Source organism: Levilinea saccharolytica, from assembly GCF_001306035.1.
Taxonomy (GTDB): Bacteria; Chloroflexota; Anaerolineae; order Anaerolineales; family Anaerolineaceae; genus Levilinea; species Levilinea saccharolytica.
On record NZ_LGCM01000042.1, the window covers coordinates 29,621 to 55,700 of the forward strand.

Consider the following 26,080-nt stretch of genomic DNA (forward strand, 5'->3'; position numbering starts at 1 on the left):
GTCTAGGCGTCTGCCTCCGCGGCCGGCTCCAATGGTTCGTCGTCGCCCGCCTCGTCCTGAACTTCTTCCGGTTCCACCGGAAACAGCTGCCGACGCAGCAGGATGAATGCCAGCGAAGACAGAGCCGTGATGGCCATCAGGGTTTGGTTAGCGTTTAAGCCAGCGACCGGAGAAGGATCCAGCCGCAAATACTCCAGGAAAAAGCGTCCCACAGGGTAGATAATCAAGTAAAGGAAGAAAATCTCACCCTTACGCAGGCGCTGTGCAAAACGCGCACCCACCCACAGCAGCACGCCCATATTCAGCAAATTCCACAGCATTTCATAGAAAAACAGCGGGTGGTAATATTCCACATTGGCAAAGTCTGGCAGGCGGTAGCGCGGCTCAATGAAAATCGCCCAGGGCAGGTTGGAAGGCCCGCCGTACAATTCCTGATTGACATAATTTCCCCAGCGTCCCACGGCCTGCGCCAGGGCCAGCCCCGGGGCGATAAAATCGGTCCACTGCAAAAAGCTCAGCTTGTTGCGGCGGCAGAAAATGTACACCGCGATGGCCCCGCCGATGACTGCGCCGGGGATCCCCAGGCCGCCGTTCCAGATCATGAGCATATCCAGCGGGTGGGTCAGATAATACCAGGTGGTGTAGCCGCGTTCCACCATCGAGGCCGGGGGGGTTAAAATGTGCCAGATGCGCGCCCCCAAAACGCCGCCCAGCAGCGCCCAGGGGAGCATATCCCACACTTTTTCCGAATCCACGCCAGCTTTCTTGGCGCGCCAGGCGGTCAACCAGGCTGCCGCCAACGCCCCCAGCATGATGATCACACCGTAAAAATGGATGAACAACGGGCCGATAGAAAAACCTTCACGAGTCACAGGGCTACCCTCAGAAATAAAGAATTAATTCGTGCGCGCGGCATGCGCCTGACGGCGGACATGCAGGATGCGTTGGACAGCGGTCACATTTGACAGCACCGCGATGACCCACAAAGCCGCCACCGGAATATTAAAGACCAGACCCGGGATGAGAACGATGTAGCGCTCCAGGCGGGAAAGGATGCCGATCTTGGCGTCATAGCCCAGGGCCTCGGCTCGCCCGCGAATATACGAAACCAACAGCGACCCCGCCGCCGCCAAATAAACCAGCATGGCCCCTTCGCGGTTGGCATGCTCCAGGAAATACACCAGCAGGCCGCCCAGGATAAAGAATTCTGAATAGCGGTCGGTCACCGAGTCAACAAAGGCGCCAAAGTTGGAGGATTCTCCGCGCAGGCGCGCCATAGTGCCGTCTAAGAAATCAAAAGGCGCCATCACCAACAGCAGCAAGCCCGCCCAGGTCATGTACCCCAGGGCTGCCAAAACCGCCCCGCCCACATGCCCCACCAGGCCCAAAATCGTGATGGTATTCGGTTTGATTCCCAGGCGGTTCAAAAACACCGCGATCGGCAGAAATGCCCCCTTAAAAATCGCCCGCGCATAGTCTGTAACAGTCTTCGGCTCTTCTTTCTTCACTGCCTGTTCCAAGTCTAGCTCCGTCGCAAAAAGGGTAAACGCCGGCCAAAGCCAGCCTTCTTATGCTATCTTACCCCAGGCAAACTGTCAAGCGAGAGGCTCAACCTTGCCCGGCTCAATCCTCGTCCTCGCCGTCATACCCATCCCGCGCTGAGCCGTCCAGGTCAATTTCATCATCGGGACTCATCAAGACCTCGCGCTCGCGCCCGCCGGGTTGGGCCGGCCCCACCACCCCCAAAGCCTCCAACTCTTCCATCAGCCGCGCCGCGCGCGGATAGCCGATGCGCAGGCGGCGCTGAAGCATGGAGGTGCTGGCGTGCTGCGAGCGGCGAATGACCTCGATGGCCTGTTTCACCAGGGCGTCGCCCCCCTCTTCTTCGGCCTCCTGCAGCAGTTCTTCCCAGGGGGCAGCTTCCTCCGAAGGCGGAATGCTGCGCTGCCAGAAGGCAATCACCTGATCCATCTCCGCGTCGGTCAAAATGACCCCCTGAGCGCGGGTGGGCGTGCCCACTTCCGGGTTTAGGAAGAGCATATCACCGTGCCCCAGCAGCGTCTCGGCGCCGTTCACGTCCAAAATCACGCGGGAATCCACCGCCGAGGCCACCGTGAAGGCGATGCGCGCCGGGAAATTGGCCTTAATCAGCCCCGTCACCACATCCGTGCTGGGGCGCTGCGTGGCCACCACCAGGTGAATGCCCACCGCGCGGGCCAGCTGCGCCAGGCGCACAATGGCCCCTTCGGTCTGCTCTGGAGCCGACATCATCAAATCCGCCAGCTCGTCAATCAAAATTACAATGCGCGGCAGGGTGGGTTCCTTGTGGCGCAAAGCGCGCTGGTTGTACCCCTCCAGGTCGCGCACGCGGTTGGCTTCCAACAGGCGGTAGCGCGCGTCCATCTCCTGCAGCGCCCAACGCAGCACCCCCAACATGCGCTCCGTCTCGGTTTCCACCGTCCCCAGCAGGTGCGGCAGGCCCTTAAAGCGGATCAGCTCCACCATCTTGGGGTCCAACATGGCCAAACGCAGCTGCTCCGGCGAGTTGTTCATCACCAAACAGGTGGCGATGGCGGCGATGCACACCGATTTGCCCGAACCGGTCGTCCCCGCCACCAGCATGTGCGGCATGCGCGAGAGATCCGCCAGCACCGGCTGCCCCGAGACATCCCGCCCCAGGGCCAAAGCCAACGGGGCGGTCATGCGCTGCATGGCGGGCGTTTCCAGCAGGGAACGCAGGCGCACCATGGCGCTGTGGGCATTGGGCACTTCCACCCCCACGAAAGACTGCCCCGGCACCGGCGCCTCAATGCGCAGCCGTTCCGCCGAAAGGCGCAAAGCCAGGTCTTTGGCCAGCCCAGAAATCTGCGAAACGCGCACCTTCTGGCGCTGAGGGGCGCCGTCGGGGCCGATCTTATCCACAAACCCGGGTTCCACCGCGTATTGGGTCACGGTGGGCCCCACGCGAAAACCCACCACCCGCGCCGGAATACCAAATTCGGCCAGGGTCTGCTCAATCAACTGGGCCGAATGATGAATCTGGCCCTCATCCGGCCGTGAATCTTGATCGGGGATCAGCAAATCCAGCGGGGGCAAATTGGGGCTGCGCTCCACCCGCGCCACCGGCTTCACCATCACCGGTTTCGGCCCGCTGCGTTTGCCGCGCTGCGGTTTGTCCGGTGCATCCGGCACAGGCTCCAGGGTTGGGGAAGCCTGGGCGGGTTCTTCGGCCGCCAGGAATTCTTCCGGCGCGTCCTGAGCCAGCCAGCTTTCAATGCGGCGGCTCAGCCAGGCCAGCCCTCCCAGGGCGTGCGCCGCAAACAGCAGCGCCAGCAGCACCAGCACCACCGCGTCCAGCGGCCCCGGCAGCGCCAGGCGCGCCAGCTCCGCCAGCCCCCAGCCCACCAGGCCGCCGTCCAGCCCCAAATCCGCGCGCTCTAAAGAACGCCCCCCCACCAGCGCAGCCAGCGCCAGCAGGGTGAAAACCAACCCTTCCAGCGAAAGCACGCGCCCCAAAGGCAGCCGCCGCAGGGGCGGGTCTCCGCGCCACAACAGCAAAACGCCGCCGAAACCGGCGGCCAAAATGACCAGGAAAGCGCCCCAGCCCAGCCAGCGGCGCAGCAGCCCGATCCAAAAATCAATCACCACCCCGTGGGTCAGGCTCACCAGGCCCAAAAGGGTCAGCAAAGCCAGCAGCAGCAGCCCCACCCCCGCCAGGTCGCTGCCAAAGCGGTCCAGGCGCAGCCAAAAGCCCGCGGCTTTATCCAGCCAGCGGTCTTGCGGTTCAGGCACTGCGGCAGGTTCGCCGCCGCGCTTTTTCCGCGGCGAACGGGGTTCCTCCGGCACGGGTGCTCTCATTCCAAAAGGCTCACCAATCCCAGCCCCAGGCGGCGGCGGTTGGCATCCACATGCAAAATGCGCACTTGCACCGGCTGGCCGACGTGCAGGTAGTATTCCAGATTTTTGATCCCTTCGGGGAGCGTGATCGAAGAAATGTGGATGAGACCCTCCACGCCTTCAGGCAGGCGCGCAAAGGCCCCAAAGCGCATGATGGCGGTCACCTCCGCCGGAACAACCTCACCGGGGTGGTGAACTTCGGTCATGTGTTCCCACGGGTTAGCGGTGAGCTGCTTCAGGCTGAGCGCCACGCGCGAAGTCTCCTCGCACACCTGCAGAACCAGGGTCTCCACCGGATCGCCGATGACGCAGATATCCCCAGGGTGCTGCACGCGGCCCCAGGAAAGCTCCGACACATGGATCAGGCCTTCCACCCCGCCCAAATCCACGAATACGCCGAAATCGGTCACGTTGGTCACATGCCCCTGAACGCGTTGGCCCACCCGCAGCGATTGGAACAGCTGCTTGCGGCGGCCTTCTCCGGCCAAAGCGGCCCGCTCCGAAAGCACAATCCGCTCCAGCGACGGCTCACACTCGATCACTTTCAGATCCAGGGTGCGGCCCACATAGCCCGCCAGACGGTTTTGACGCTCGTCTTCCGACAGCGTGGTCGGCACATCAATCAGGTGCGATACGGGCACGAAGCCCTGCATCAATTCTCCCTGAACCAATAGGCCGCCGCGGTTGTAACCCGTCACCTGAAGGGTGATGATCTCGTCCTGTTCAAAAAGATCTTGAACATGATCCCAATCTACTGAAGCCATCCCATTCGTCTGCGAACGGCTCTGCGCTTCCGCACGGGTTGCTGAAAATGTGTCCTCATCCGCTAATACTGACGCCCACCAACCTTCATCTAAGTCTGGTGCTTGATCTTCAGCGCGGACATCGGTGCGCTTAAACAACATGTATTCACCTCCCCTGGGAAGGCCTGCAAAGATCTCTAAGGATGGGAAGAAACAAATCGCCTATCATTTATTTTATAACAATTTTACAATGAAACGCTAGTGGATTTTGTAACTACTCTGAATCTGGGGGGTTTTGGGGGGTCAGATTTTCTGTTTCGGGCATTTCCACCCGCGCCAGGGCTTCCATTTCGGTCACCGCCCGCGCCACAGCCTCAATGGCCACGCGCTGCTTGCGGTACAAATCAGCCTCCGACATGGCCAGACGCATGGCCACCTCGCGCACCTTACGGCCCTCCAGGAATTTCATCTCCAGGATATTATACAGGATCCATTCACCCGTAAAGCGCCGCTCCCCTTCAGGGCGCACGCGCTCAATCGCCTCGCGCAGCACCCCCCGCACGGCGTTGGCGCGGTTGCCGTCGTAGGTATCCAGCGAATCCTGCACCACTTTCAGGTTCACCAGTGCGCTTTCGGTCAGCTTCGGCCCGCCCCAATAATGCGTCAGGGCTTCTTTCACAGACTGAGCCAGGTCGGGCGACACCTCCGGCACATCCAATTGCAGCAGCACCGAGCCGTCATAGCGCCCCACCGCGCGCATGCGCTGGATCATGTCCATATCCGAAGACAGGGTCTGCAAACCGCCCAAAATCTGCTGCAAACTGCGCCGGTCGTGCAGGGCCAAAGCCGCGCGCTCCACCAGCAGGTTCAGCCCAAAGACCTCTTCCCGATCCAAACTGGCACGGTCGGTGTTGGCCACCACCATCAGACCCATCAGCGAATCATTCTCCAGGGGCACAATCAAATGGGGCCCCCATTGAAAGGTTTCCAGGGACACCCCGTTTTGACCCCAACGCTCCTGTAAAGCCTCAGCCGGCGGCGTAGCCATATCCTGAGCGTTGCCCACCCGCACCAGCCAATCCAGTTCGCCCCCTTCCATCACCGCCAGCATGGCCCCGCTGGCCTGCAGCCGGTCGCAGACCGCCGCCAGGATCATTTCTAAGAACTGGGTCAGGTCGTTTTGGGTCATAAAGTGGTCTTCCAGCCGCCGCAGCACGCTCAGGTCTTCGCGCTCCTGGCCCGAAAAAAGCACCCGCTCCCACCACGGGCTGAACACCGTGATCAAATACTGGAAGACCAAAATGGTGACCACCATCAGGATGGGCACCAAGGGGGTGTAATTCTGCCCAAACAACTCCCCGGCCCGCCGCACCACCGTGGTGATGCCCAGGGTCAGGCTGGCGCTCACCGGCCCGCGCAGAATCCATTTGAACAGACGGCTTTTCACCGCCCGATCCGGCCACGACACCCCAAAGAAGGCCACCGAGTACGCCATCACCACCACCAGCCCGCCCAACACCAGGTTGCTGAGGGCCGAAAAAGACCAGAAGAACAGCGGGTGCTGGGCCACCAGTTCGGAGCCAAACAGCAGAAACGGGAAGGAGCCCACCGTGGGCGCCACCGCGCCCAACAGCAGGTAACCCATGCGCCGCTGGCTGGTGGGGGTCGTGGTGCGGCGGTAGGCACGGATGAAATTGATCCATGACAGGGCGGTGATGCCCAGGTAATACAGGGTGAAGACGTCCGTCCAAAAGGTGCGCTGCAAATGGGGCGCGGGCTGGTCGGTATTGACCACCGGGCCTAACAGTACGCCGATCACCAGGAAAAAAAGGAAACCTGCCGAGATCAGGTACGAAATGCGAACCGCCCAAAAACGCCGCCAACGGCTGGGTTTGCCAGTGGTGGCCAACAGCGCATCTGAAAAATACAGATAAGCAGGCGGGAGGAAGATGATTCCTACCCATTGGAAGTGCAGCCAAAAGCTCAGCCAGGAGGTCTGTCCGGTGGTAGAGCCGATGGCCTCACCAGTGAAAACCACAATGACGCACACCAGAATCGCCGCAAAAGAGCGCGCCACCCGGTCGCGTAAGTTGAACGCCAGGGCATACAGCAGCAGCGCAAAGGCGGTGATGGCAATGCCAGCGGTGAGAATTTGGCTGGTGGTACGAAAAAAGGCAAGTAGCCAGGCGGTTAAGTTCAAAAGCAAAGCCCTGCCCTCGCTCCCTGTTAGCGCAGGAAGCGGCTGAAGAATAAGGCGATATCCTGGTTGGCGTAAAAATGATCGTGGTAACCAGAGAACTCAAAGCGCAATTTTCGCGCCAGGCAAATAGCCGGGTAATTCTTTGACTGCATCTCAAGCATAAAGCGCCGCAGACCGCGCTGGGCTGACCAATCTTGCCCGGCCAGAATCAGCCCGCTGGCAATCCCCTGACGGCGGAGCTGCGGTTTCACCACCAAATCCGTCACCCAGGCGGTATTGGGGATCAAACGGTCTTTAATCCGCAAATACCCCACGGCTTCCGAGCCAATCACCGCCACCATCACCACGGCCTGCTGGCCCCATTCATCCGCCAAAACCGTGCGCGCGTAGGGGTAATCCACCTTCACCGAACGCGGCAGACGCACTTCGCGGAAATTCACCAACGTTTGCCCATCTTCCACATTTCGATCCATCTGCCATACATATTGGGTCTCGTAGCTGTGGCCCAGACCAGCCAACACCGGCAAATCGGCAGGAACCGCAGGGCGAATTTCAATTTCGGGCATAGCGCTCCTCTAATCTTCCTCCGGGGCTACCACCCGGATGGTGATCTGGCAAATCGGGAAAGGTTGGTTTTGGTTATCCGTCACCACCAGCCGCAGCAGGTAATCGCCAGGGATCAAATCGGCGGTATTCCACACCCCGCCCAGGGGCTGATCTTGCAGGGGCTGATTGCCCGCCGCAATCGTCACCCAGCTGTCGCTGCCCGGCTGAGAGAACTCATACTTGTAAAAGCCCAGGTTGCCCACCGTGATGGTGCCGCGCAGCTCCACCAGACCCGAGATCTCATCCCCGTTTTGCGGCAAGGTCCATTCCAACTGCCCAGGGATGCAGCCCTCAGCGGGGGGCGCCGCCGTGGCAGCCGGGGCAGCCGGGGCCGCGGGCGCGCCTGCCAGGGCTTCGGCGGTGGGGCCTGCGGCCGCCGCGGATTCAGGCGTTGTCAGCAAATCCAACGTGGGCGTGGCCAGCATCACTGGCTTGGGACGCGCCGGAATCACAAATGACGCCAGGAAAAACTCGGCCGCAATCAGCAGCGAAAGCAAAAAAAACATCGCCAGCGAAGCGGTGATGCGCCGCTGGGCCAGTTCCCGCTCCAGGCCAAACTGGGCCGCGCGGTACTCCTGCCACACCAGGTAAGCCCGGCGCAGCGGAAATAACGCCGCCAAACCCAGCACGACGTAAATGACCACCTCGTAATTTTCGAGGAGATTGAAAATATCATCCATAAGGCAGCGCGAGATGACCTGCCCCACCCACAGAATGGGCGGGGCCCTGGATTACATGCGTTCCAAAACGCCCAAAACCACCGCCTTCAAGCGCGGCACCAGCACCCGCCCGGCCTCCAACACCTCTTCGTGGGTGGTCTCGGTCGAACCGTCCAAATTGGCTTTGTTGCTGATGCCCGAAATGCCCAGCACGCGCATACGGTTGTGACGCGCCACAATCACTTCCGGCACGGTGGACATGCCCACAGCGTGCGCGCCGATGATGTGCAGGAAGCGCAGATCCGCAGGGGTCTCGAAGGACGGCCCCGACAGCGAGGCATACACGCCCTCGTGCATCGGCACGCCGCTCTCTTTGGCCACTTCCAGGGCAATTTTGCGCAAGGCCGGGTCGTAAGGCTGGCTCATATCCGGGAAGCGCTCGCCCAGCTCGGGCAAATTGGGGCCGCGCAGCGGGTTGGGGCCGGTCATGGCAATCAAAGACAGATGATCTTTGATCAGCATCAGATCCCCCGGCAAATAGCTGGGGTCAATCGCCCCGGCGGCGTTGGTGACAAACAGGGTCTGCACGCCCAGGCGCTGCATCACGCGCACGCACAGCGTCACCTGCGACATGGAATAGCCTTCGTAATAGTGCGCCCGCCCCTGCAAAACCATCACTTGCTTGCCCGCCAGGCGGCCAATCACCAGGCGGCCTTTGTGTCCCTGCACGGTGCTGGTCGGCCAATGCGGAATCTCAGGATAAGGCACATATACCGCATCCTCCACCGCATCCCCCAATTCACCCAGGCCGGTTCCCAAAATCATACCCACCTGGGGAAGTTCTTTTAAACGGCTGCGCACGGCCTGTGCCGCTTCGTCAATTTGTTCCAGAGTCAAAAATAGTTCCATCTGCGCGGTTCCTCCAATCTTCTCAAACTGAAACACGGTAAAGAAAGCTGTTTGTGCAAATAAGAGCATAGGAATTATAACAGATATGCGCACACCCCGCCCCGCGCAGGCCCGATCCAACAGGTTGTGGCACGATCGTTGCAATCCTCTGTGTGCAGAAGGACGGCTGTTTCAACCATTCCGCGGGCAATTTTTTCGCACTTTGCAATATTGTTTGCACATTTCCCCACCAAAAAGGTTAAAATTTGGTTATGAATGGAAATATTCCCCAAAAGGCTGAGCAATCATCCCTTCCAGGGCTAAAAAACAGCGGTGATCCTTTCCGATTGAGCACAGATGAACTGCGGCTGCTGATCTTGCCCGTCATCCTCATTTCGGAAGGGCTGCTCATCCTATGCCTGATGACGGGCTTCGATCCGTCGCTCAACGCCCAGCAGCGCATCTTTAATGTGCTTTTGGGGGTGTTGGGGTCCATTTACAGCCTGGTGTTTTATTTCTGGATTATCCCCGTTACTCCCTATTTTAAGAGTCTGCGCTGGCTGCTGCCCATCTTCAACGGCGTGGCGGTTTCCACCACCGTCCTGCTGGGGCCGGTCTATATCCAGGAGTTCGCCCTGCTGGTGCTCATCACCTTCACCCTGGGCACCACCATCCTGTTTGGCCGCCTGCCTGGCTACACCTTTATCCTCACCTCCACCCTGCTGCTGTCCATCTTTTCTGGCCATCTCACCCAGTTGGGGGGGCTGACGGTGTGGGGTTGGGTCCTTTCCGTGCCCATCCTGGGCATCATCATTATTGAAACCGTCTCGCGCATGGTGAACATCATCAACCACCACCTGCGCCGCATGCGTACCCTCAACGATGTGGCCAGCAGCTTGTCTTCATCCATCGAAATTTCCGAAGTGTTCGAGATGATGTCCACCGCCATCCAAAGCGCGCTGCAGGCCGATACCTACTACATCGGCGTGAAGCAAAACGATGACATTCGCCTGGAACTGCTCTACGACGGCGGCGAATTCTTCCCGCCCACGCATGTCCCCATCCACGACAGCCTGTCCGGCTATGTGGTGCGCAATAACCGCTCCATCCTGCTCCGGCATGGGGCCGCGGACGCCAAAAAGATTGGGATCGAATTGAAAACCGTGGGGAAGGCGCGCCTCAGTCAAAGCTGGATGGGCGCACCCATGGAGCACGACGGCGAAGCCTTTGGGGTGGTGGCCGTGGCCTCCTACACCGACAGCGCCTTCACGCAGAGAGATTTGGAGCTGCTGGAAAACATCGCCCAACAGGCCTCCATGGCCATTGATAACGCCCGCCACCATTCTCAGGTGGAACAGCAGTCCCGCCTTGATTCGCTCACCGGCACCTTAAACCATTACACCTTCCTGTCCGAGCTGGGCGGCCTGCTGCAAACCGCCTGCAGCCTGCGACAGCCGGTGAGCATCATCATGCTGGATATTGACCATTTCAAGCAGTACAACGACCAGTTCGGTCATCTGGTCGGCGATCGTGTGCTTACCTCGCTGGCCCAATGCATCCTCTCCAACATCAAGTCCACCGATCTGGTCGGCCGCTGGGGCGGCGAGGAATTCATCATCGCCCTGCCCAACGCCCACGGATCTCAGGCCAATGCGGTAGCCCACCGCCTGCGCAATTCGCTGCGCGCCGTCCAGGTGCTGGACCGCACCGGTCAACCGGTGGCTCCACCCACCATCAGCCAGGGCATCTCCACCTTCCCCGAAGAGACCCAGGAAATGTACGCGCTGATTGATCTGGCGGATAAACGCCTGTACCATGCCAAAGAAAATGGGCGAGACCAGGTTGCGGCCCCGCCCCATGCTCATATTCATACGACTGAAATCGCGCCCAAACAGCGCCCGTCCCACTAAAGCGCGCTGCCGAAGGCCTTCACCGCCCGTTCCACCCCCTCATCGGTAATCCAATAATGCGTCACCATGCGGAAGCGCCGCGCGCCCACCGCCCCCACCTTCACGCCCTGCTGCCGCAGGCGTTCCACCACCTGCGCCGCGTTGTCGGTGACCCCCGCGGCCAGATTGGCAAACACCATGTTGCTGGCGGGGTGCTCTGTGTCCAACACCAGGCCGGGGATACGGCCGAGCCCAGCGGCCAAAGCCTGCGCCCGGCGGTGATCTTCGCTCAAGCGTTCCGTCATCTGCTCCAGGGCCACCAGCCCCGCTGCGCCCAAAACGCCCGCCTGGCGCATGCCGCCGCCCAACTGCTTGCGAATGCGGCGCGCCGCGCGGATGAACTCCGCCGAGCCGCACAGCACCGAACCCACCGGCGCGCACAGGCCCTTGCTCAGGCAAAAGGTCACCGAATCCGCAGGAGCGGCCAGATCCGAAGCGGGAACGCCCAGGGCCGCCGCCGCGTTGAACAGGCGCGCCCCGTCCAAATGCAGCTTCATGCCGTTGGCATGGGCCAGCTCAGCCGCCTGCCGCGTATATTCCGCCGAAAGCACCGCCCCGCCGCAGCGGTTTTGAGTGTTTTCCAGAATCACCAGGCGCGAAATCGGGTGGTGGGGGTCATCCGGCCGCACCGCCGCCTGAATATCCTCCAGGCGCAGCGTGCCGTCCGGCTGGTTTGGCAGGGTATGGGCAAACACGCCCCCCAGGGCCGAAATGCCGCCCGCCTCAAACAAAAAGGTGTGCGCCAAATGGCCCATCACGGCCTCATCCCCGCGCTGACAGTGTGCCAGCACCGCCGCTAGATTGCCCATCGTCCCCGAAGGCACGAACAGGCCCGCCTCGTGACCCACGCGCTGCGCCGCCAGGGCTTCCAGACGGTTCAGGGTGGGGTCTTCGCCAAAAACGTCGTCGCCCACTTCAGCTTTGGCCATGGCTTCGCGCATGGCCGGGGTAGGTTGGGTGACGGTATCCGAACGCAGGTCAACGATTTCCATAGCAGCTCCTGATGCAGTTGGGGGTAGGGGGTTCAGGCGCGCCGCAGGGATTGTAAAACCGTCTCCAATTCGGGCGGCAGCGCGGCCTCAAAAATTCGCGGGCTTCGTTCGCCGGGCAGCACCACCGACAAACGGTAGGCATGCAGAAAATGTCGTTCCAGGGGCAGGGTGGGGTGGCGGTGGCCGTACACTGTATCGCCCACAATGGGGCAGCCCAAAAAGGCCAGGTGCAGGCGGATCTGATGGGTGCGGCCGGTCAGCGGGTGCGCTTCCACCAGGCAGTACCCCCCCAGGGTTTCACGCACAAAATATTCCGTCACGGCCTCGCGCCCCTTGCCCGGGGCCACCACCGCCATGCGCTTGCGGTGGCTGGGGTCGCGTCCGATGGGCGCATCTACCCGCCCGCTGGGGGTCGGCGGCGCGCCGTCGGTCAGCGCCAGATAAGTCTTGTGCACCTTGCGGCTGCGAAACTGGTTTTGCAGCCATTGATGGGTGCGGTCATTTTTGGCCATCAAGATCAAACCGGAGGTGTCCTTATCCAGGCGGTGAACCACCCCCGGGCGCACCTCGCCGCCGATGCCTTCCATGCCCGGGGCGTGCGCCAGGGCCGCGTGCACCAGCGTGCCGGAGCTGTGCCCGGCCGCCGGGTGCACCACCATGCCCGCGGGCTTGTTGATCACCATCAAATCATCGTTTTCAAACACCACATCCAAAGGGATATCTTCGGGGGTCAGGCCGCTCGGCTCCGCCGCAGGCACGTACATCCCCACGGTTTGCCCCGCTTCCAGCACCAGGCCGGGTTTGCTCACCGCGGCCTCATCCACGCTCACCAGCCCTTCGCGGATCAACGCCTGAATGCGCGAGCGGCTCAATTCCGGCATCCGTTCGGCCAAAAATTTATCCAGGCGGGTTTCCTGGCCTGAAAGGCAGGTGAAGGTATGCAGTCCCATATTTACACCACCGGGCCTTGCTCAATCGAATTTTGCGAATTTTGCTCAGCCAAAGCCGCTTCCGCGGCGCTTTGTTCCGCGGCCAGCCGCTGCTTTTCCAGCCGGCGCGCCCGGCGGTCATCCGCCCACACCCCAAGGATCAGCACCACCACCCCCACGGTGATGCTGGAATCAGCCACGTTGAACACCGGGAAGTTGCCCACCGAGAGAAAATCGGTCACATGCCCCACCGTCAGGCGGTCAATCATGTTCCCAGCCGCCCCGCCCGCCATCAGCCCCAGCGCCAGGCGCAAAGGCCAATCTTTGGCCGGAATTTGCGGAAAGTAATAAATGATGCCGATGATCACCAGCGCCGCTAAAGCGGCAAACAGCGGGTTCTGATCCTGGAACATGCCCAGGGCCACACCGGTGTTATACCAATGCACAATGCGCGCATACGGTGAAAGCGCGCTCCACGGCATCCAAATTTCACCCATCTCCAGGTTGCTGCGCACCAACCATTTGGTCCACTGATCCAGAGCGATCACCACCCCTGCCAGCCCAAACAAAAAACCATAATCCCGTAAATATCGTTTCAAACCCAGCCTCCGCGGTCAGCATGTGCCCCTGATTGTACTCGATTTTTAAAGGCGCGGGAATCTGCCCGGCTCACAGCGTCAAAAAAAGCGGAGGCATCCTCCCCCGCCGCATCCCCCGCCAGCCGTCTCGCCCCTGAACCTGGCCCGCTCAGCGCACGCGCCGCTTCCACTCTTCTTTCAATTGCAGCTGCCGCGGGCTTTCCCCCGAATTCAAGGTCAAAAAGTCCACCATCAGGCGGTTAAATTTGTTGCTCTCATCCAACATGGGGAAATGGCCCGATTCATCAAACAACACCGTGTGGGTTTTCTCTGGCAAGGCTGCCAGCTGCTCCAGGGATGGGGCTGTCACCGCCGCGTCGTTATTGCCGTGCACCAGCAAACAGGCCGTGGTAGATTGCCCCCACAGCGCTTTGAAATTGACAGAAGCCAGCGCATTGAACGAGGCGGTCAGCGCCTGAGGGTCGGTTTTGGGGGCATCCGCGCGGGCGGGTTCCGTTTCGGGAGTGCGTCCCAAAAGCCACTCAGCCAACACTGGCGGGGGACTGGTGCGCAGGCGCGGGTTGATGCTGGCCTCATCCATCGGGTAGCTCACCGCCATGACCCGATCCACCACCTCTGGGAAACGCGCTGCGTATAAAAGGGCCACAAAAGCCCCCAACCCGTGCCCCACCAAGGCCACGCGGCCAATGCCCAGCTCCAATAAGAAATTGTCCAGCAGCGAAACCTGACCTTCCAGCGTGTAGCGGCTGGCGGATTTGGCCGAATCCCCAAAACCCCATAGATCCAAAGCATAGGCGCGGTATTGAATGGCCGCCGCCTGCATCACCGGGATCCAATAGCGCCAGGAGCCGACCCAACCGTGCAAAAAGATCAGAGGCCGGCCCCTGCCCAGCACCTCGTAATGCACGATCTCGCGGTCCACCACAATAACGCTCATGCCGCTCCCGTTTACTTGCCGTACATGGATAACAGTTCGCTCACGCGCTGGGTCAATTCATCCGGCGCAAAGGGCTTAAGCAAATATTCCGAAGCGCCCGCTTCCAGGCCGTTTTGAATTTCCGCATCCTGCCCCTTGGCCGATAAAAACACCACCGGAATGTGCTTGATGCGCTCGTCCAGTTTCATGGCCGCGCAGGCTTCGTAACCGGTCATGCGCGGCATGCGCACATCCATCAAAATCAAATCCGGCATCACGCCGGGGGCCGCTTCCAGGGCCTCGGCCCCGTTACCCACCGCCACCACGTCATGCCCGGCAAACTGCAAGGTAAAAGAGATCAAATCGCGAATATCGGGTTCATCTTCTGCAATTAATATTTTTGCCATTCGTTATTCCTCTTGCGTAAACACCGGCAGCAGAAAGCTGAAGGTGCTGCCATTTCCAGGCTGGCTGGAAAACCAAATGCGTCCATGATGCATCTCGATGATCGTCTTGGAAAGCGACAGCCCCAGCCCCGTTCCGGCTGTGGCCAAAACCAGCGGGTCTTCGCCGCGGTAGAACCGTTCAAAAATCCGCCCCTGATCTTTGGGGGCAATCCCAATGCCGTTGTCGGTCACATCCACCTGCACCCCTTGATCCACTGGGCGCATCTGCACCGTCACCAAACCGCCCGCGGGGGTGTAGTTATAGCCGTTGGTCACCAGGTTGCCCAACACCTGGCGCACGCGTTCCAAATCGCCCCGCACCAGCGGCAGATCGTCTGGGATCTCGTACACAAATTCCATCGCCTTATTTTCTTCGCGCGACCGGCGGCGAATATCCGCGTCCACGTCCTCTGCCACCTCGCGCAAGTTCACCGCCCGGAAATTCAGCGTCACCCGGCCCGATTCAATGCGCGAGATATCCAATAAATCGTTGACCAGCACGCTCAGCCGCTCGGTGTTGCTGCGCACAATTTCCAGGAAATGGCGCTGCTTATCGTTCACCGCGCCCGCCGCGCCCATCAGCATGATGTCCACATAGCCCTTGATCGAGGTCATGGGCGTGCGCAGTTCATGGCTGACATTGGCCACAAATTCCGATTTCAGGCGGTCTACCTGCACTTCGTGGGTGATGTCGCGGAAAATGGACACCGTACCCAGGAATTCTTCGCGGTAAATGACCGCCGCCAAGTGCACCGCCACCACGCGCCCATCGTCCAGCTCGATCTGCTCGGCGAACATTTCGTTCTGGTATTGATAGGGGTGATCCGACCAGGCGCGGATGGTTTGCATCCAGCTCTGGGCTGCCTTGCCAAACAGGCCGGTAAACTGATCCAGGCTCTTTCCCACCACCTGCGCGCTGTCCATGCCCAAAATGCGCTGAGCCGAAAGGTTGAAGAGCGATATCTTGCCGCTTTCGTCCGTCACCAGCACACCGTCGGCCACCGCTTCCAAAATGGCGCGGGAACGCGTGGCGGCGATTTGCTGGTCGCGCAGCATGGAGCCCATGTTTTCGGCCTGATCGCGAATGAGGTTAAACAGCTCGGCGTTGCCCAGGGTCACGCCCACCTGGCGGGCCACCGCTTCTACCAGCGATACCTGCTCCACCATAAAGAAGGCTTCCTGGCGGTGCAGCATGAGCAGTGTGCCGGAAATTTCTTCACCTAAAATCAGCGGAACGGCCACCACGCTGCGGTAAGGGGCCTGCGGGCCGCCTGTGCTGCTCCAGCGGGCGTCGTTGGGCAAATCGTCCACCAGGGCAGGCGCACGGTGGCGCATCACCCAGCGGGACAATTCTTTCTCCAGCAAACCGTCAGCGGAGCTGATCCCGTCCGCCCCGGCGCGGTAAATGGTGGGGCTGGTGGTCAGCAGAATCAGGCTTTGTTCGGCGCCCAGCGAGTCGTTTAGAACGCCCAGGGTGCGCGTGAGCACATGGCGCAGGTCCAGGCTGGCGGAAAGCTCGGTGATAATGCTCAACAGGGTTTGCGTGTTCTGGTGCTCGCGCATCATCTCGGCGGTGCGCTCTTCCACACGCCGTTCCAAATCTTCGGTCAACCGCCGGGTTTCAGCGAACAGGCGCGCGTTTTGCATGGCCAGGGCCGCCTGGTTGGTGACGGTGCGTCCCAGGTCAATTTCTGGCAGGCTGAAGCGGTACACTTCCTGCTTTTGCACCCACATCCACCCGTACAGATTACTGCCCGCCAGCAGCGGCAGGGCCATGAGGGCCTTCAGGCCGCGCGGCTCAAAGTGTCTGGCGGTCAGCGGCTGCAAATCGCGCTCCGTGTGCACATCTGCGCAGGTGAAAATCCCGCGCGAATCCGCCAGACGTTCAAACAAGGGCAGGCGCGGCAGAGCCAGCGGCAGCGCGCCCACCCCGCCGGGCAGCTCCATGCTCAGGCTCAATTCGCCCTTGGCCCCCAGCAGAACCGCCGAAACCCACTCGGCGCCCAAAGCGTCCTGCAGTTGGCGGGCCGTCACCTCCAGCACCGTATCCAAATCCAGAGCGCCTCCCAGGTCAAAGGAGAAGCGGTTCAGCATGGCCAGGCGCCGCGAGCGCTGATCCAGCTCGCCCGCGCGCCGTTCGCTTTCCTCAAACAGGCGCGCATTTTCCAGCGAAATGGCCGCCTGGCTGGCGAAGGTGGTGGCCGCTCGCACCTGATCGGCGCTGTAATAATCCGCTTCGGCTTTTTCCAGGGCAATCGCCCCCACCAGTTGGCCTTTGGCCACCAGGGGGATGCCCACCCACGAAAGGTAATCCGGCTCAATCAAGCTGGGGAAACGCTCATCCAGGCGCACATCCGGCACGCACAAAGCCTGCCCGGTGGCGATCATCTCCTGGAAGAGGCGGCTGTCCTGAATATCCACCGAAAGGCCCACCTGACGGGCGTCATCTGCAAAACCCTGCGCCGCCGCCACCGAAAGCTGCTCCCCATTGCGCAGCCATAGGGTGGCCGTGTCAAAGGGCAGCACCTTGCGCAGATGCCCTAGCAGGGTGGTGATGAGGTCTTCGCTTTGCAGGTTGGAAGCCAGCGCGCCCGAAACCTGATTCAAGGCCATCAGTTGCGCCGCGCGTTCTTCTGCCGAAACGAACAGGCGTGCGTTTTCTAACGCCAGGGCAGCCTGTTGGCCCAATGACTCGGTAAAGACCTGATCGTCCGCGCTGAAGGCCTCAGAGCGGGTGAAATTGTCAATCACCAGCACCCCCAGGGCCTGATCACCCCGCAGCAGCGGCACCACCAGGCTGGAAAGCGGCAGCCGTTCGCCAATGGCCTTGCGGTAGGTCAGCAGATCTTCCGGCCCCAGGTTGTAATCTTGGGCCAGCCGCATTTCTGCCGCGCGCTGGGTTTGGCGCGAGAGGAAGGCGCGCACCGGCAACGGGGCGTTTTCGCGCTGCTCCGCATCCACCGTAAAGCGCAGCGTCTTCAAGCGGCCAGAGTCCGCATAGCCCTGAGCCGCACGCACATTCAACGTTTGATCCTTCGCGTCCCACAGCCCCACCCAGGCGGCGTTGGCGCTGGGCAGCACGCGCAAAATCGTCTCGGCCAGCACGTCCAAAATGGAATTGGGGTCCAAACTGCCCAGGCGGCGGCTGAAATCGAGCAGACGGTCCAGCTCATCCACACGCCGCCGTGTGTCGGCCAGATACTGCAAATTCTGTAAAGCGATTTCGACCTGACTGGTGAGCTGCGAGAACAGCTGGTGATCTTCCGGCCCAAAAGGCGGCAGCGGCTGGGTTCCCACCGCCAGCAGCGCCGCCTGGCGGCCTTCGCCCACGCGAATGGGCAGGCCAATCAGGCTGCGAGCTTCCAACGCGTTCAGCAGCGGGGCGTTTTTCCAGGTGTTGTGGGTGCTGCGGTCGGACACCAGCAAAATGCTGCCGTCTTCCAAAATCTGGCGCAGCGGGTTGCGCTGCCCAAAAAGCGCGTCGGGGTTGACCCCTGCCGGAACCGTGCCGATCACCTCGGCCAGGCGCGGGCCGCCAGCAGCCGCCTCGGCGATCAAGACGGTTTGCAGGTTGAAGCGCGCCAAAATCTCGCGGGCCATGGTCTTGAGCACGGCCTGAGCGTTGGGCTGGCGGCTGGACATCACCGCCAATTCCATACCCGTGCGCGTCTGATGGATCTGACGCTCCAGGTTCTGAATGGACAGGGTTTGCGAAAGCTGGCGGCGCAGCAGCATGGGCAAATTGGCGCGCGCGGCCTGGGCGGCCTGCGCCGCGCGGCTGCGGGCGATCTCCAGGGCGCTGGCTTCGCTTTGCAGCTTCTCCACGCCGTAATATGACTCCAGGGTCAGCGCCACCTGCAAAGCGAAAAGCTCCAGAGCCTGCAAAGTGGGCTGGTCGGGCTGCAAACCGTCGCGCGGAGAATCCAGGCTGATCAAGCCCAGCGGCTGGCCCTGGTTGTCGTACATGGGCAGCAGCAAAAAGTCTTCTGGGTTCCACAGGCCCTTTTGGCGCTGCCCCACGGCCGGGGTAACCCGCAGCACGTGCACATCCTCAGGAATCACCGGACGCTGATCCGAGGGGATGTAATAAGCGTTGCCAATTTTGTAGCTTGGGTCTAAAAGCACGCTCAACCCCTCCCAGGGCTGCTGCTGCGCGGTCAGGTCCTGCCAGGCGGCATCGGTGAAGCCCACCCCGCTCACCCGCCGCAGGGCGTGGGCGGCGGCGTCGTACACACTGATTAACACCACCTCGAAGGGCGTGGTTTCGGTGATGGCCGCGGCGATCACCCGCAAATTTTCTTCCAACGAGCCGTTGGTGCGCAGCGCCTGGAACACCTGGAAGAGCTTGTTCAGGGTGTCCACTTCGCGTTTCAGCAGTTCACCGCGCCGCAGTTGGGATTCAAATTGGAAAGCATTGCTCAGGGCGATGGAGGCCTGCGCGGCCAGCGACTGCACAATTTCCACCGCGGAGGGGTCAAAGAACCCCACCCGCTCGGCAAACAGGGCAATCACCCCCGACTGCTGTTGGTTCACGCGCAGCGGCACGGCCAGGGCTGATGCGCTGCCCTCGCGCGCCGGGGGCAATTCCGCTGCATCCCAATCGGCCACCACCACCGGCTGCTCGCTGGCCAAGGCCCGCCGCACCAGGGGGTCATCTGCCCGCGGGGGTTCTCCCACGGCGTACAGCACGGTATCCGTCTCGGGGCCGCGCTCCAGATCAAAGAGCAGCACCCCGCCTGCATTGGCGTGCGCGGTGCGCAGGGCTTCTTCCAACACCAGCCGTAAAATCGATTCCAGGTCCAGCGAGGTGCTCAATTCGCGGCTGATGCGCATCAGCGCCGTCAGCTGCTCCACCCGGTGGCGCAGGCTTTCATCGGTCTGCGTCACCAAATAGCTCTGTTCCACCACCCCGGCCAACTGCCCCGCCGCGGTGGAAACCACCTGCATATCGCCGCGGTCAAAGAAATTGGCCGCGGTGCTGCCCAGCCACAGCTCGCCAATGCCTTCATCGCGCACCACTAAAGGCACCACCACCGCGGAGACAATATCCAGGGTCTGGAAGAACTGGCGGTAGAAGGGGATGATGGGCTTTTGGCCGATTTCCAGCAGCTCCAACAGGGTGGGGTGCAGGCTGGCCGAAACGGTGAAGGGGAACTGCGGATCGTCCGCCGTCAGGCTGATGCTGCGCTCCTGGAGGCGTTTTTGGGTTCCGTAGGCTGAATCTTTGTGCAGCAGCAGGCTGGTGCGGTCCGCGTTGAGCAGGAACACCGCGCCTACCTGTGCATGCAGGAGATGTGCAAGCTCCTGCAAGGAGAACTTGAGGATTTCATCCAACGTGGCCGCCGAAGAGGTCAGGCTGGCGATGCGCCGCAGCCCCTCGGCGCGCTGGGCGCGCTGGCGCGACAGGTGCATCAGGCCGGCATTTTCCAAAATCGGCGCCACCTGATTGGCGATGATGGTCAGCAAGTGCATTTCATCCTGCGAGAACACCGCCTGCCCGCCGCTGTGGTTGGATGCCTGCAAATAACCCAACATGCGCCCGCCGGTCACCAGCGGAACCAGGGCCGTCTCGCGCAGGCTGGCCCCCTGCGAAAGGCGTTCCAGTTCCAGCCGCGCCCAGTTGGGGTCTTCGGCTGCGTTTTCGCTCAGAATGATATCCTGGGCCAGCAAGGCCGCTTCCAGCGGGCTGCCAGGGTTCACCCTCACCTTGTACAGCTCCAGGAACTGCGGCGGCAGGCCGTAGAAGGGAACCTGCCCCTCCAGGCTGCGCTGACTTTCGTTGTAGAGCAAAAAGCCGAGGATATCCACCGCCACCAGCGGGGCAATGCTTTGCACCAGGTTGGTGAACAGCGTCTGCGAATCGCGCGCCGAGGAAAACGCCTGGGCCAGTTGGGCCAGGCCGTTCAGCTCGTTAGCGCGATGCTGCTCCATCCGATAGAGCAAAGCGTTGTGCACGGCCACCGCCGCCTGATCCCCCAGCAAGCGCAGCAGATCCAGATCATCCTTCTGATACTCGCCTTCGTTCAGACTGGCCAGGGTCAGCGTGCCCAAGAATTCCTGTCCCACAATCAGCGGCACGCTCATCCACGCCCGCGCCAAAAGTCCCCCGACTTCCATCATCGAAGGACGGCCTTCGGCGGCGTCCATCTCAGGGCCGACCACCGCCTGCATGGTGCGCGCCACCTGCCCGGCCAGGCCTTCGCCCACCGCGATGCAGTCGTCCATCCGTTCCAGCTGAAATTCCTGCGGCACAATCCCGGTCAGGCGGTAGGGGCGCAAGGCCTCCATCTCCGCCTCCCATACCGCCACTTCCGAAAAATCGGCGGGCAGCACGCGGCGAATCTCCACCAGCACGGCCCGCAGGGTTTCCTGCAAATCCAAGCTGGAGGCCATCGCGCGGGTCAGATCAATATAGGTTTGCAGGGTCTCTGAGGTGAGATTGGGTGAGGCGTCAGCCAGGGCTGCGCCGCTTTCAGGCGCGCGCAGCGTCACCACCACGGCTGCCTCGGGCGCAAGGGGCAGGCGGTACGATGTGCCCACCATAGGGCGCCCGTTCACCACCAGGGGCGATTGTCCCTCGGCCCCGCACAGGCTGAGAAAAGCGTCCTGCGGGCGTATGGCGCGCGCCACCCGTTCCAGGCTGGGCGTTTCCCCCTCCGAAAGCTGCAAGGCCTCGCGCGCCGCGCTGTTGAAGGAAGCCAGCCGCCCCCCCGGCAGCACCACAAATACCAGATCTGTGTGAGAAGAAAGGGTCTCATCCACCGTTGGGGCGGCGTCAGAAGGAGGCATGGGGCGCAGACGGGGAATAGAACGCGCAGTCAGGCGCGTTAATACCCAGAAGGCAAGACCCAAAAGACCGACGACGATCCCCAGGCTGAATGGATCGAAACCAGGCATGAGCGATCCTTAGCCGTTGGAAGCAGCCGCATCCAGGCGGCGTTCCTCCGCGGCAATTTCGGTGATTTCGCGAATGTCGGCAAAGGTGTGGGTGGAAGGACTCACCAGCCCCACCGCCAGACTCATCAGTGGGCTTTTTTCCATTTTGCCGCTGTCATCAGGGGCCATCATGAAGCCCTGTTGGCGATCCATAAAGTTGTAATGCGACTGCACTTCCTCGTTGAAGCGGGTCTTGAGCTGTTGGCGAATTTCGCCCGCCGTGGTCTCGGAAGTCATGATCACAAAATTGTCCCCGCCCGCGTGACCGATAAAATCGTTGGCCGTGCCCAGGGTGTCCACCACCTCGCCCAGAAGCATACCCGCAAACCGCAGCACGTCGTTGGCGGCGATGAATCCGTACACATCCTTAAACGCATCGAAATAATTGATGCGCAGATCCATAAAAGCCCAGCCCTTTTGGCGAATCAGGCGGCGCAGTTGATCTTCGATCAGGCGCCCCGCGGGCAAACCCGATTGCGGGTCCGTCAGGCTTTCGCGCTCGGCGCGGGCAATGGCGTTTTGCACGCGCAGTTTCAGCTCTTCAATATCAAAGGGCTTGGTGATGTAATCGTCCGCGCCCAGTTCCAGGCCCTGCAGTTTATCGCTGCGCTCATCTTTTTGGGTCAAAAAGATGACCGGGATATGGCTGGTGCGCGTGTTGGTGCGCAGGGTGCGGCACACCTCATAACCGTCAATATCCGGGAGCATGATATCCAGGACGATCAGGTGCGGCATCACCTGTCGGGTTTTCTCCAACGCTTCCGAGCCGCGCTGGGCAAGGTCCACATCGTAGCCCTGGCCGTTGAAGTAAATTCGAAGCATGTTTGAAATATCAGGGTCGTCTTCCACGATCATTAGGCGGGCTTTACTCATCAAGGCCTCCCTCAAAAACGGATGTGCATATGATTCCAACCGCCGCAGGCCAGCTCCCAGGCGGCCTTTGGCCAGGCCGCGGATAGACAGCGGCCCGTTAATATTATATCGTCATAATGAAATCTTACCTATTGGAGACGAGGGCAAATGGGTTTACAACTTTGTTATGAAGCGCCCCAATCACCAGGATTCCATGCTCTTTTCGCCGGGGCGCGGGTATAAACGCGGATGATTCACCGACCCGCGCATGGTATGGTGATCGCTGTCTTCGTAATGCACATCGCGGTCAATCACCCGGCGCTGTGCCGAGGCCGCCAGCACCACATCCGATTCAATCGTGCGCGCGGGGTAGATGATCATGCCCGCCCCGATGCGGCAATTATGCCCCACACAGCCGCCCAACACGGGCCGGTTGGCGTCTTTCAAGACCCCATTCCCATCCCGAGCCTTGATCCCCGCCGACAGCAGGTTGAAATCGGTGAAGGTGCTGCCCGCCCCAATGAAGGAATTGCGCCCCACCACGCACATTTGCAGACAGGTATTTTGCGCCACCATGCTGTTGTCCATAATGGAAGTCATAAACAGCGCCGCGCGGAAGGGCAAAAACGTCCCGTCGCCCACCACCGAAAGCATCAGCTGGCAGCCCTGCGAAACGTTGACGTTATCGCCGATGATGCAGTTCTCAATCACCGCCCCCGCCCCCACCGTGACGTTGTTGCCGATGGTGGTGGGCCCGTGGATCACCGCCGATGGGTCAATCACACAGTTTTTTCCGATTTGGACCACCTTAGAACATTCCAGCAGCTGCTTACCCTCATACAGCGCCGCCGCCAACACGCCCAGCTTAAAGCCCAGGTCGGTGTTCAGGCGGTTTTCAAAACGCGCCCCGCGGCCAAACAGACCGAATACGGTGTCAATGATGAAAATATGCACCCACGAATCAATCGCCATCAAACTGCGCAGGGGAACCTGATACACCAGGTCGCCCTGACCGGTGGCCATGTAGGTGGGCACGTGATAATAGCCGATCTCACGCGCCTGCAAATCAATCACCAAAGGCGCCGCGTCGGCTTCGGGGCCGTTGGGGTAATACCACATATCCGCCAGATACAGGCCGCCCACCGGCGTGTACGACAGCGACAGCGGCAGGCAGTGTTCGCGAAAGGCGGGGTCATCCAACGAAAAAGCCGCCCGCGAAGGGCGCTTGCGCTTGCGAGCTTCTTCTAAAAAGGCCTGGATATAAAATTCGTCAAAAAACAGGTTGTCGCGGTAAACCAGGCAAGCGTCTTTCACCTGCGGCAGCGGCGAGCCTTCGGGCAGCTCCACCTCGCGGGTCACATACGGATAAAGCACGTCGCGCTGCAGCAGCCATAAGGGCTTGTTTTGAATGCGCAGATCGCGCGCGGGTTCGTTGAATGGGCGGATGGAACGTTTGCTTTGTAGGATGATTTTCAGCATCCGCAGCCTCAATCCAGGGGATGTTTGGAGATATGGAAGACGCACGCCTCGGCGCCGGTGCCCTTGCAGGCGGTCTCTTCCACATGGTACACCTTGCCGCTGGCCCAATTGAGATACTCTTGCAGCAGCCCTACCGCGAACTGACACACCGGCTCCTGGCTTTCTGACGGGTGGCACCACCAGCAGCCGCGCTGCGTCCACACCCAGGCGTCAGGGGTTTCCGTAAAATCCAGCGGACTGCTGCCCACCTGCGACAACACGCCTGTGATCGCCTCCAGGCCGGCCTGAATGCGCACCGGCGCTGGCTGCAGGCGAAATTCCGTCTGGGTTAAATGCAGTTCCTCGCCAAAATGGTCTAAGAAGGGACGAAAAGCCGCCCGCCCAGAGCGCAGCAGCACCCCCCGCCCGCCGCGGCGGCCGTACAAATCTTCCAAAGCGCGCCGCAGCGCGCGCAAATCGGTGCCTTTCAAGGCAGCCGCCGGGTCAGAGAGATGGCTCAGGTTTGCCAGGTTTAAGACCGCCACCAGCCCAACCCGCCCCACAATCTCCTGCACTCCGTCCAGCACCATCCGTCCAACTGGCTGTAAACAACCCGATGTGCAGGCATCTCGGCTCATAGCGTGTTCACCGGGGTATCTAAAAAGTCCTTCAGTTTGGTGCGGCAGGACTCAGGTTCATCCATCATAATGAAATGACCAGCCTTCTTGAAGCGCTCAATGCGCGCGTAGGGAACCCCCGCCTGCAGCGCCATCCACTGCTTGGGGCTGACGATGTTGTCGCGGTCCCCAAACATGCCCATCACCGGGATGCGCAGCCGTTTGAGGTCGGGGCGCAGATCGGTGCGGCGCAGCGAGGCGATACTGAGCAGGAAGGATTCCAACGAAGTCCTCGAAAGATCGCGGTCCATCATCTCTGGGAAATTGGGCGCGCTGCAAATGTACGGAGAGGCAAAGCGCATGGCCAGCCGGAAGGCCGGGAAAAAGGTGAAGAGCAGAAAAGCAATTGGCCGGCGCCCCGCCAGCTTCAGCGGGAAGGCCAGCGAGGACCCCACAATCGGCGAGCCGATGATGGTCACCTTCTGCACGCGGTTGGGATGCTGCAAGGCCACCGACAGGCTCACCGTGCCGCCCATGCTGTGCCCCACCAACGGCGCAGACAGAATTCCCATCTGCTCCATAAATTGATCCACCAGGCTGACAAAGTCTTTCACGCGGTAAGTGCTGCGCTTGTTGTCCGATTCGCCAAACCCCCAAAAATCCAGCGCATAGGTGCGGTAGTACTGACCCAGGTAGGTCATGGTTTCATGCCACAACGACCAGGAACCCAGCCATCCGTGCAGCAGGATGACGGGGCGCCCCCGTCCAAATACTTCGTAATGCAGAATGCCTTGATCTGTCGTTATGGATGACACTCAGTCACCATCCCCTCAACCTCAGGCTCCCCCCGCGTCCATTTCCGCCAGGATCGAATAGAGCAGCTCCAACAGAACCTTCTTGACCGATTCTTTGTCGGTGGCCACGCAGGGCAAGAATTTGACCTTGGAATCCAGACGCAGCGCCACGCGCATATCATCCACTTCCCAGGCGTCTTTGCAATCCTGCTTGTTAGCCGCCACCACATAGGGGGTGGGCGCATAGGCGCGGAAGGTCTCCAAAATGCTGCGGGCTTCGCGGAAGGTTTCGGGGCGGGTGCTGTCCACCATCACGATGAACCCCAACATCCCTTCCGAAAGGATCTCCCACATAAAATCGAAGCGCTTCTGCCCCGGCGTGCCAAACAGGTACAGCACCAGGTCGTCATCCACCGTGATGCGGCCGAAGTCCATCGCAACAGTGGTCGAATCTTTAATTTTTTCCGCCTCAGCCGTAATCTTGCGCTCTGTGGAAACCACATCAATTTCACTGACACAGCGAATAAATTCTGTCTTACCAGAACTAAAGGGGCCAGTGACCACGATTTTTACCGTTTGCATGGGCAGAATCCTTCTGA

General features: G+C 60.9%; 20 protein-coding genes. 1 reads left to right on the forward strand and 19 read right to left on the reverse strand.

Annotated elements, in window-relative coordinates; all coding sequences use genetic code 11:
• Positions 1-2 precede the first annotated feature (2 nt).
• The 8 genes from lgt to ADN01_RS12260 all read right to left on the reverse strand — a co-directional run bounded on the left by lgt (position 3) and on the right by ADN01_RS12260 (position 9,014).
• The gene (gene lgt / locus ADN01_RS12225) at positions 3-872 is read right to left on the reverse strand and encodes a prolipoprotein diacylglyceryl transferase (RefSeq protein WP_062417604.1); all 870 of its coding nucleotides are present in this window, start codon (positions 870-872) and stop codon (positions 3-5) included.
• A 24-nt stretch (positions 873-896) separates the two neighbouring features.
• Complete coding sequence (locus ADN01_RS12230; RefSeq protein ID WP_062417603.1) at positions 897-1,520, reverse strand: CDP-alcohol phosphatidyltransferase family protein; 624 nt, start codon at positions 1,518-1,520, stop codon at positions 897-899.
• 103 nt (positions 1,521-1,623) lie between these two features.
• The gene (locus tag ADN01_RS12235; RefSeq protein ID WP_062417602.1) at positions 1,624-3,846 is read right to left on the reverse strand and encodes a DNA translocase FtsK; all 2,223 of its coding nucleotides are present in this window, start codon (positions 3,844-3,846) and stop codon (positions 1,624-1,626) included.
• Positions 3,847-3,854: 8 nt separating this feature from the next.
• Positions 3,855-4,802, reverse strand: a complete 948-nt coding sequence (locus tag ADN01_RS12240; RefSeq protein WP_062417601.1) for a 30S ribosomal protein S1 — start codon at positions 4,800-4,802, stop codon at positions 3,855-3,857.
• Positions 4,803-4,914: 112 nt separating this feature from the next.
• A complete protein-coding gene (locus tag ADN01_RS12245) occupies positions 4,915-6,846 on the reverse strand; it encodes a histidine kinase N-terminal 7TM domain-containing protein (RefSeq protein ID WP_062417600.1) in 1,932 nt (643 codons plus the stop codon).
• A gap of 20 nt (positions 6,847-6,866) precedes the next feature.
• Positions 6,867-7,406 (reverse strand): GNAT family N-acetyltransferase, encoded by a 540-nt coding sequence (locus tag ADN01_RS12250; protein ID WP_062417599.1) that lies wholly within the window; start codon positions 7,404-7,406, stop codon positions 6,867-6,869.
• A gap of 9 nt (positions 7,407-7,415) precedes the next feature.
• Positions 7,416-8,126 (reverse strand): hypothetical protein, encoded by a 711-nt coding sequence (locus tag ADN01_RS12255; RefSeq protein WP_147239000.1) that lies wholly within the window; start codon positions 8,124-8,126, stop codon positions 7,416-7,418.
• Positions 8,127-8,177: 51 nt separating this feature from the next.
• Positions 8,178-9,014, reverse strand: coding sequence for a purine-nucleoside phosphorylase (locus ADN01_RS12260; protein ID WP_062417597.1), 837 nt, complete (start codon positions 9,012-9,014; stop codon positions 8,178-8,180).
• Between the two features lie 326 nt (positions 9,015-9,340).
• Between ADN01_RS12260 and ADN01_RS12265 the strand changes: the two genes are divergently transcribed.
• A complete protein-coding gene (locus ADN01_RS12265) occupies positions 9,341-10,903 on the forward strand; it encodes a GGDEF domain-containing protein (protein ID WP_062417596.1) in 1,563 nt (520 codons plus the stop codon).
• Here ADN01_RS12265 and ltaE read toward each other — a convergent pair.
• The 11 genes from ltaE to ADN01_RS12320 all read right to left on the reverse strand — a co-directional run bounded on the left by ltaE (position 10,900) and on the right by ADN01_RS12320 (position 26,063).
• On the reverse strand, positions 10,900-11,934 hold the full coding sequence (ltaE, locus tag ADN01_RS12270; protein WP_062417595.1) for a low-specificity L-threonine aldolase: 1,035 nt from the start codon (positions 11,932-11,934) through the stop codon (positions 10,900-10,902). The genes ADN01_RS12265 and ltaE overlap by 4 nt on opposite strands.
• Positions 11,935-11,966: 32 nt before the next feature.
• Positions 11,967-12,884, reverse strand: a complete 918-nt coding sequence (locus tag ADN01_RS12275) for an RluA family pseudouridine synthase (RefSeq protein ID WP_062417594.1) — start codon at positions 12,882-12,884, stop codon at positions 11,967-11,969.
• 2 nt (positions 12,885-12,886) lie between these two features.
• Positions 12,887-13,462 (reverse strand): signal peptidase II, encoded by a 576-nt coding sequence (lspA, locus tag ADN01_RS12280; RefSeq protein WP_062417593.1) that lies wholly within the window; start codon positions 13,460-13,462, stop codon positions 12,887-12,889.
• A 148-nt stretch (positions 13,463-13,610) separates the two neighbouring features.
• Positions 13,611-14,399, reverse strand: coding sequence for an alpha/beta fold hydrolase (locus ADN01_RS12285; RefSeq protein WP_062417592.1), 789 nt, complete (start codon positions 14,397-14,399; stop codon positions 13,611-13,613).
• 11 nt (positions 14,400-14,410) lie between these two features.
• On the reverse strand, positions 14,411-14,785 hold the full coding sequence (locus ADN01_RS12290) for a response regulator transcription factor (RefSeq protein WP_062417591.1): 375 nt from the start codon (positions 14,783-14,785) through the stop codon (positions 14,411-14,413).
• Between the two features lie 3 nt (positions 14,786-14,788).
• Positions 14,789-21,721: a GAF domain-containing protein gene (locus tag ADN01_RS12295; protein WP_062417590.1), complete on the reverse strand. Its 6,933-nt coding sequence runs from the start codon at positions 21,719-21,721 to the stop codon at positions 14,789-14,791.
• Positions 21,722-21,730: 9 nt separating this feature from the next.
• Complete coding sequence (locus tag ADN01_RS12300; RefSeq protein ID WP_062417589.1) at positions 21,731-22,633, reverse strand: GGDEF domain-containing response regulator; 903 nt, start codon at positions 22,631-22,633, stop codon at positions 21,731-21,733.
• A 180-nt stretch (positions 22,634-22,813) separates the two neighbouring features.
• Positions 22,814-24,091: a DapH/DapD/GlmU-related protein gene (locus tag ADN01_RS12305; protein WP_062417588.1), complete on the reverse strand. Its 1,278-nt coding sequence runs from the start codon at positions 24,089-24,091 to the stop codon at positions 22,814-22,816.
• A gap of 8 nt (positions 24,092-24,099) precedes the next feature.
• Entirely contained in the window at positions 24,100-24,708 is a 609-nt protein-coding gene (locus tag ADN01_RS12310; RefSeq protein ID WP_082142678.1) for a 4-vinyl reductase, read from the reverse strand.
• On the reverse strand, positions 24,705-25,502 hold the full coding sequence (locus ADN01_RS12315) for an alpha/beta fold hydrolase (RefSeq protein WP_075071173.1): 798 nt from the start codon (positions 25,500-25,502) through the stop codon (positions 24,705-24,707). The genes ADN01_RS12310 and ADN01_RS12315 overlap by 4 nt, the downstream gene beginning before the upstream one ends.
• 21 nt (positions 25,503-25,523) lie before the next feature.
• Positions 25,524-26,063 (reverse strand): GTP-binding protein, encoded by a 540-nt coding sequence (locus ADN01_RS12320; RefSeq protein ID WP_062417585.1) that lies wholly within the window; start codon positions 26,061-26,063, stop codon positions 25,524-25,526.
• Between the last annotated feature and the right edge of the window lie 17 nt (positions 26,064-26,080).

Coding starts and splice junctions, on each gene's coding strand:
- ADN01_RS12240 (WP_062417601.1), bottom strand. CDS start 4,802: ATGTTGTTTAAGCGCACCGATGTCCGCGCTGAAGATCAAGCACCAGAC.
- ADN01_RS12305 (WP_062417588.1), bottom strand. CDS start 24,091: ATGCTGAAAATCATCCTACAAAGCAAACGTTCCATCCGCCCATTCAAC.
- ADN01_RS12300 (WP_062417589.1), bottom strand. CDS start 22,633: ATGAGTAAAGCCCGCCTAATGATCGTGGAAGACGACCCTGATATTTCA.
- ADN01_RS12260 (WP_062417597.1), bottom strand. CDS start 9,014: ATGGAACTATTTTTGACTCTGGAACAAATTGACGAAGCGGCACAGGCC.
- ADN01_RS12275 (WP_062417594.1), bottom strand. CDS start 12,884: ATGGGACTGCATACCTTCACCTGCCTTTCAGGCCAGGAAACCCGCCTG.
- ADN01_RS12320 (WP_062417585.1), bottom strand. CDS start 26,063: ATGCAAACGGTAAAAATCGTGGTCACTGGCCCCTTTAGTTCTGGTAAG.
- ADN01_RS12285 (WP_062417592.1), bottom strand. CDS start 14,399: ATGAGCGTTATTGTGGTGGACCGCGAGATCGTGCATTACGAGGTGCTG.
- ADN01_RS12255 (WP_147239000.1), bottom strand. CDS start 8,126: ATGGATGATATTTTCAATCTCCTCGAAAATTACGAGGTGGTCATTTAC.
- ADN01_RS12250 (WP_062417599.1), bottom strand. CDS start 7,406: ATGCCCGAAATTGAAATTCGCCCTGCGGTTCCTGCCGATTTGCCGGTG.
- ADN01_RS12290 (WP_062417591.1), bottom strand. CDS start 14,785: ATGGCAAAAATATTAATTGCAGAAGATGAACCCGATATTCGCGATTTG.
- ltaE (WP_062417595.1), bottom strand. CDS start 11,934: ATGGAAATCGTTGACCTGCGTTCGGATACCGTCACCCAACCTACCCCG.
- ADN01_RS12310 (WP_082142678.1), bottom strand. CDS start 24,708: ATGAGCCGAGATGCCTGCACATCGGGTTGTTTACAGCCAGTTGGACGG.
- ADN01_RS12295 (WP_062417590.1), bottom strand. CDS start 21,721: ATGCCTGGTTTCGATCCATTCAGCCTGGGGATCGTCGTCGGTCTTTTG.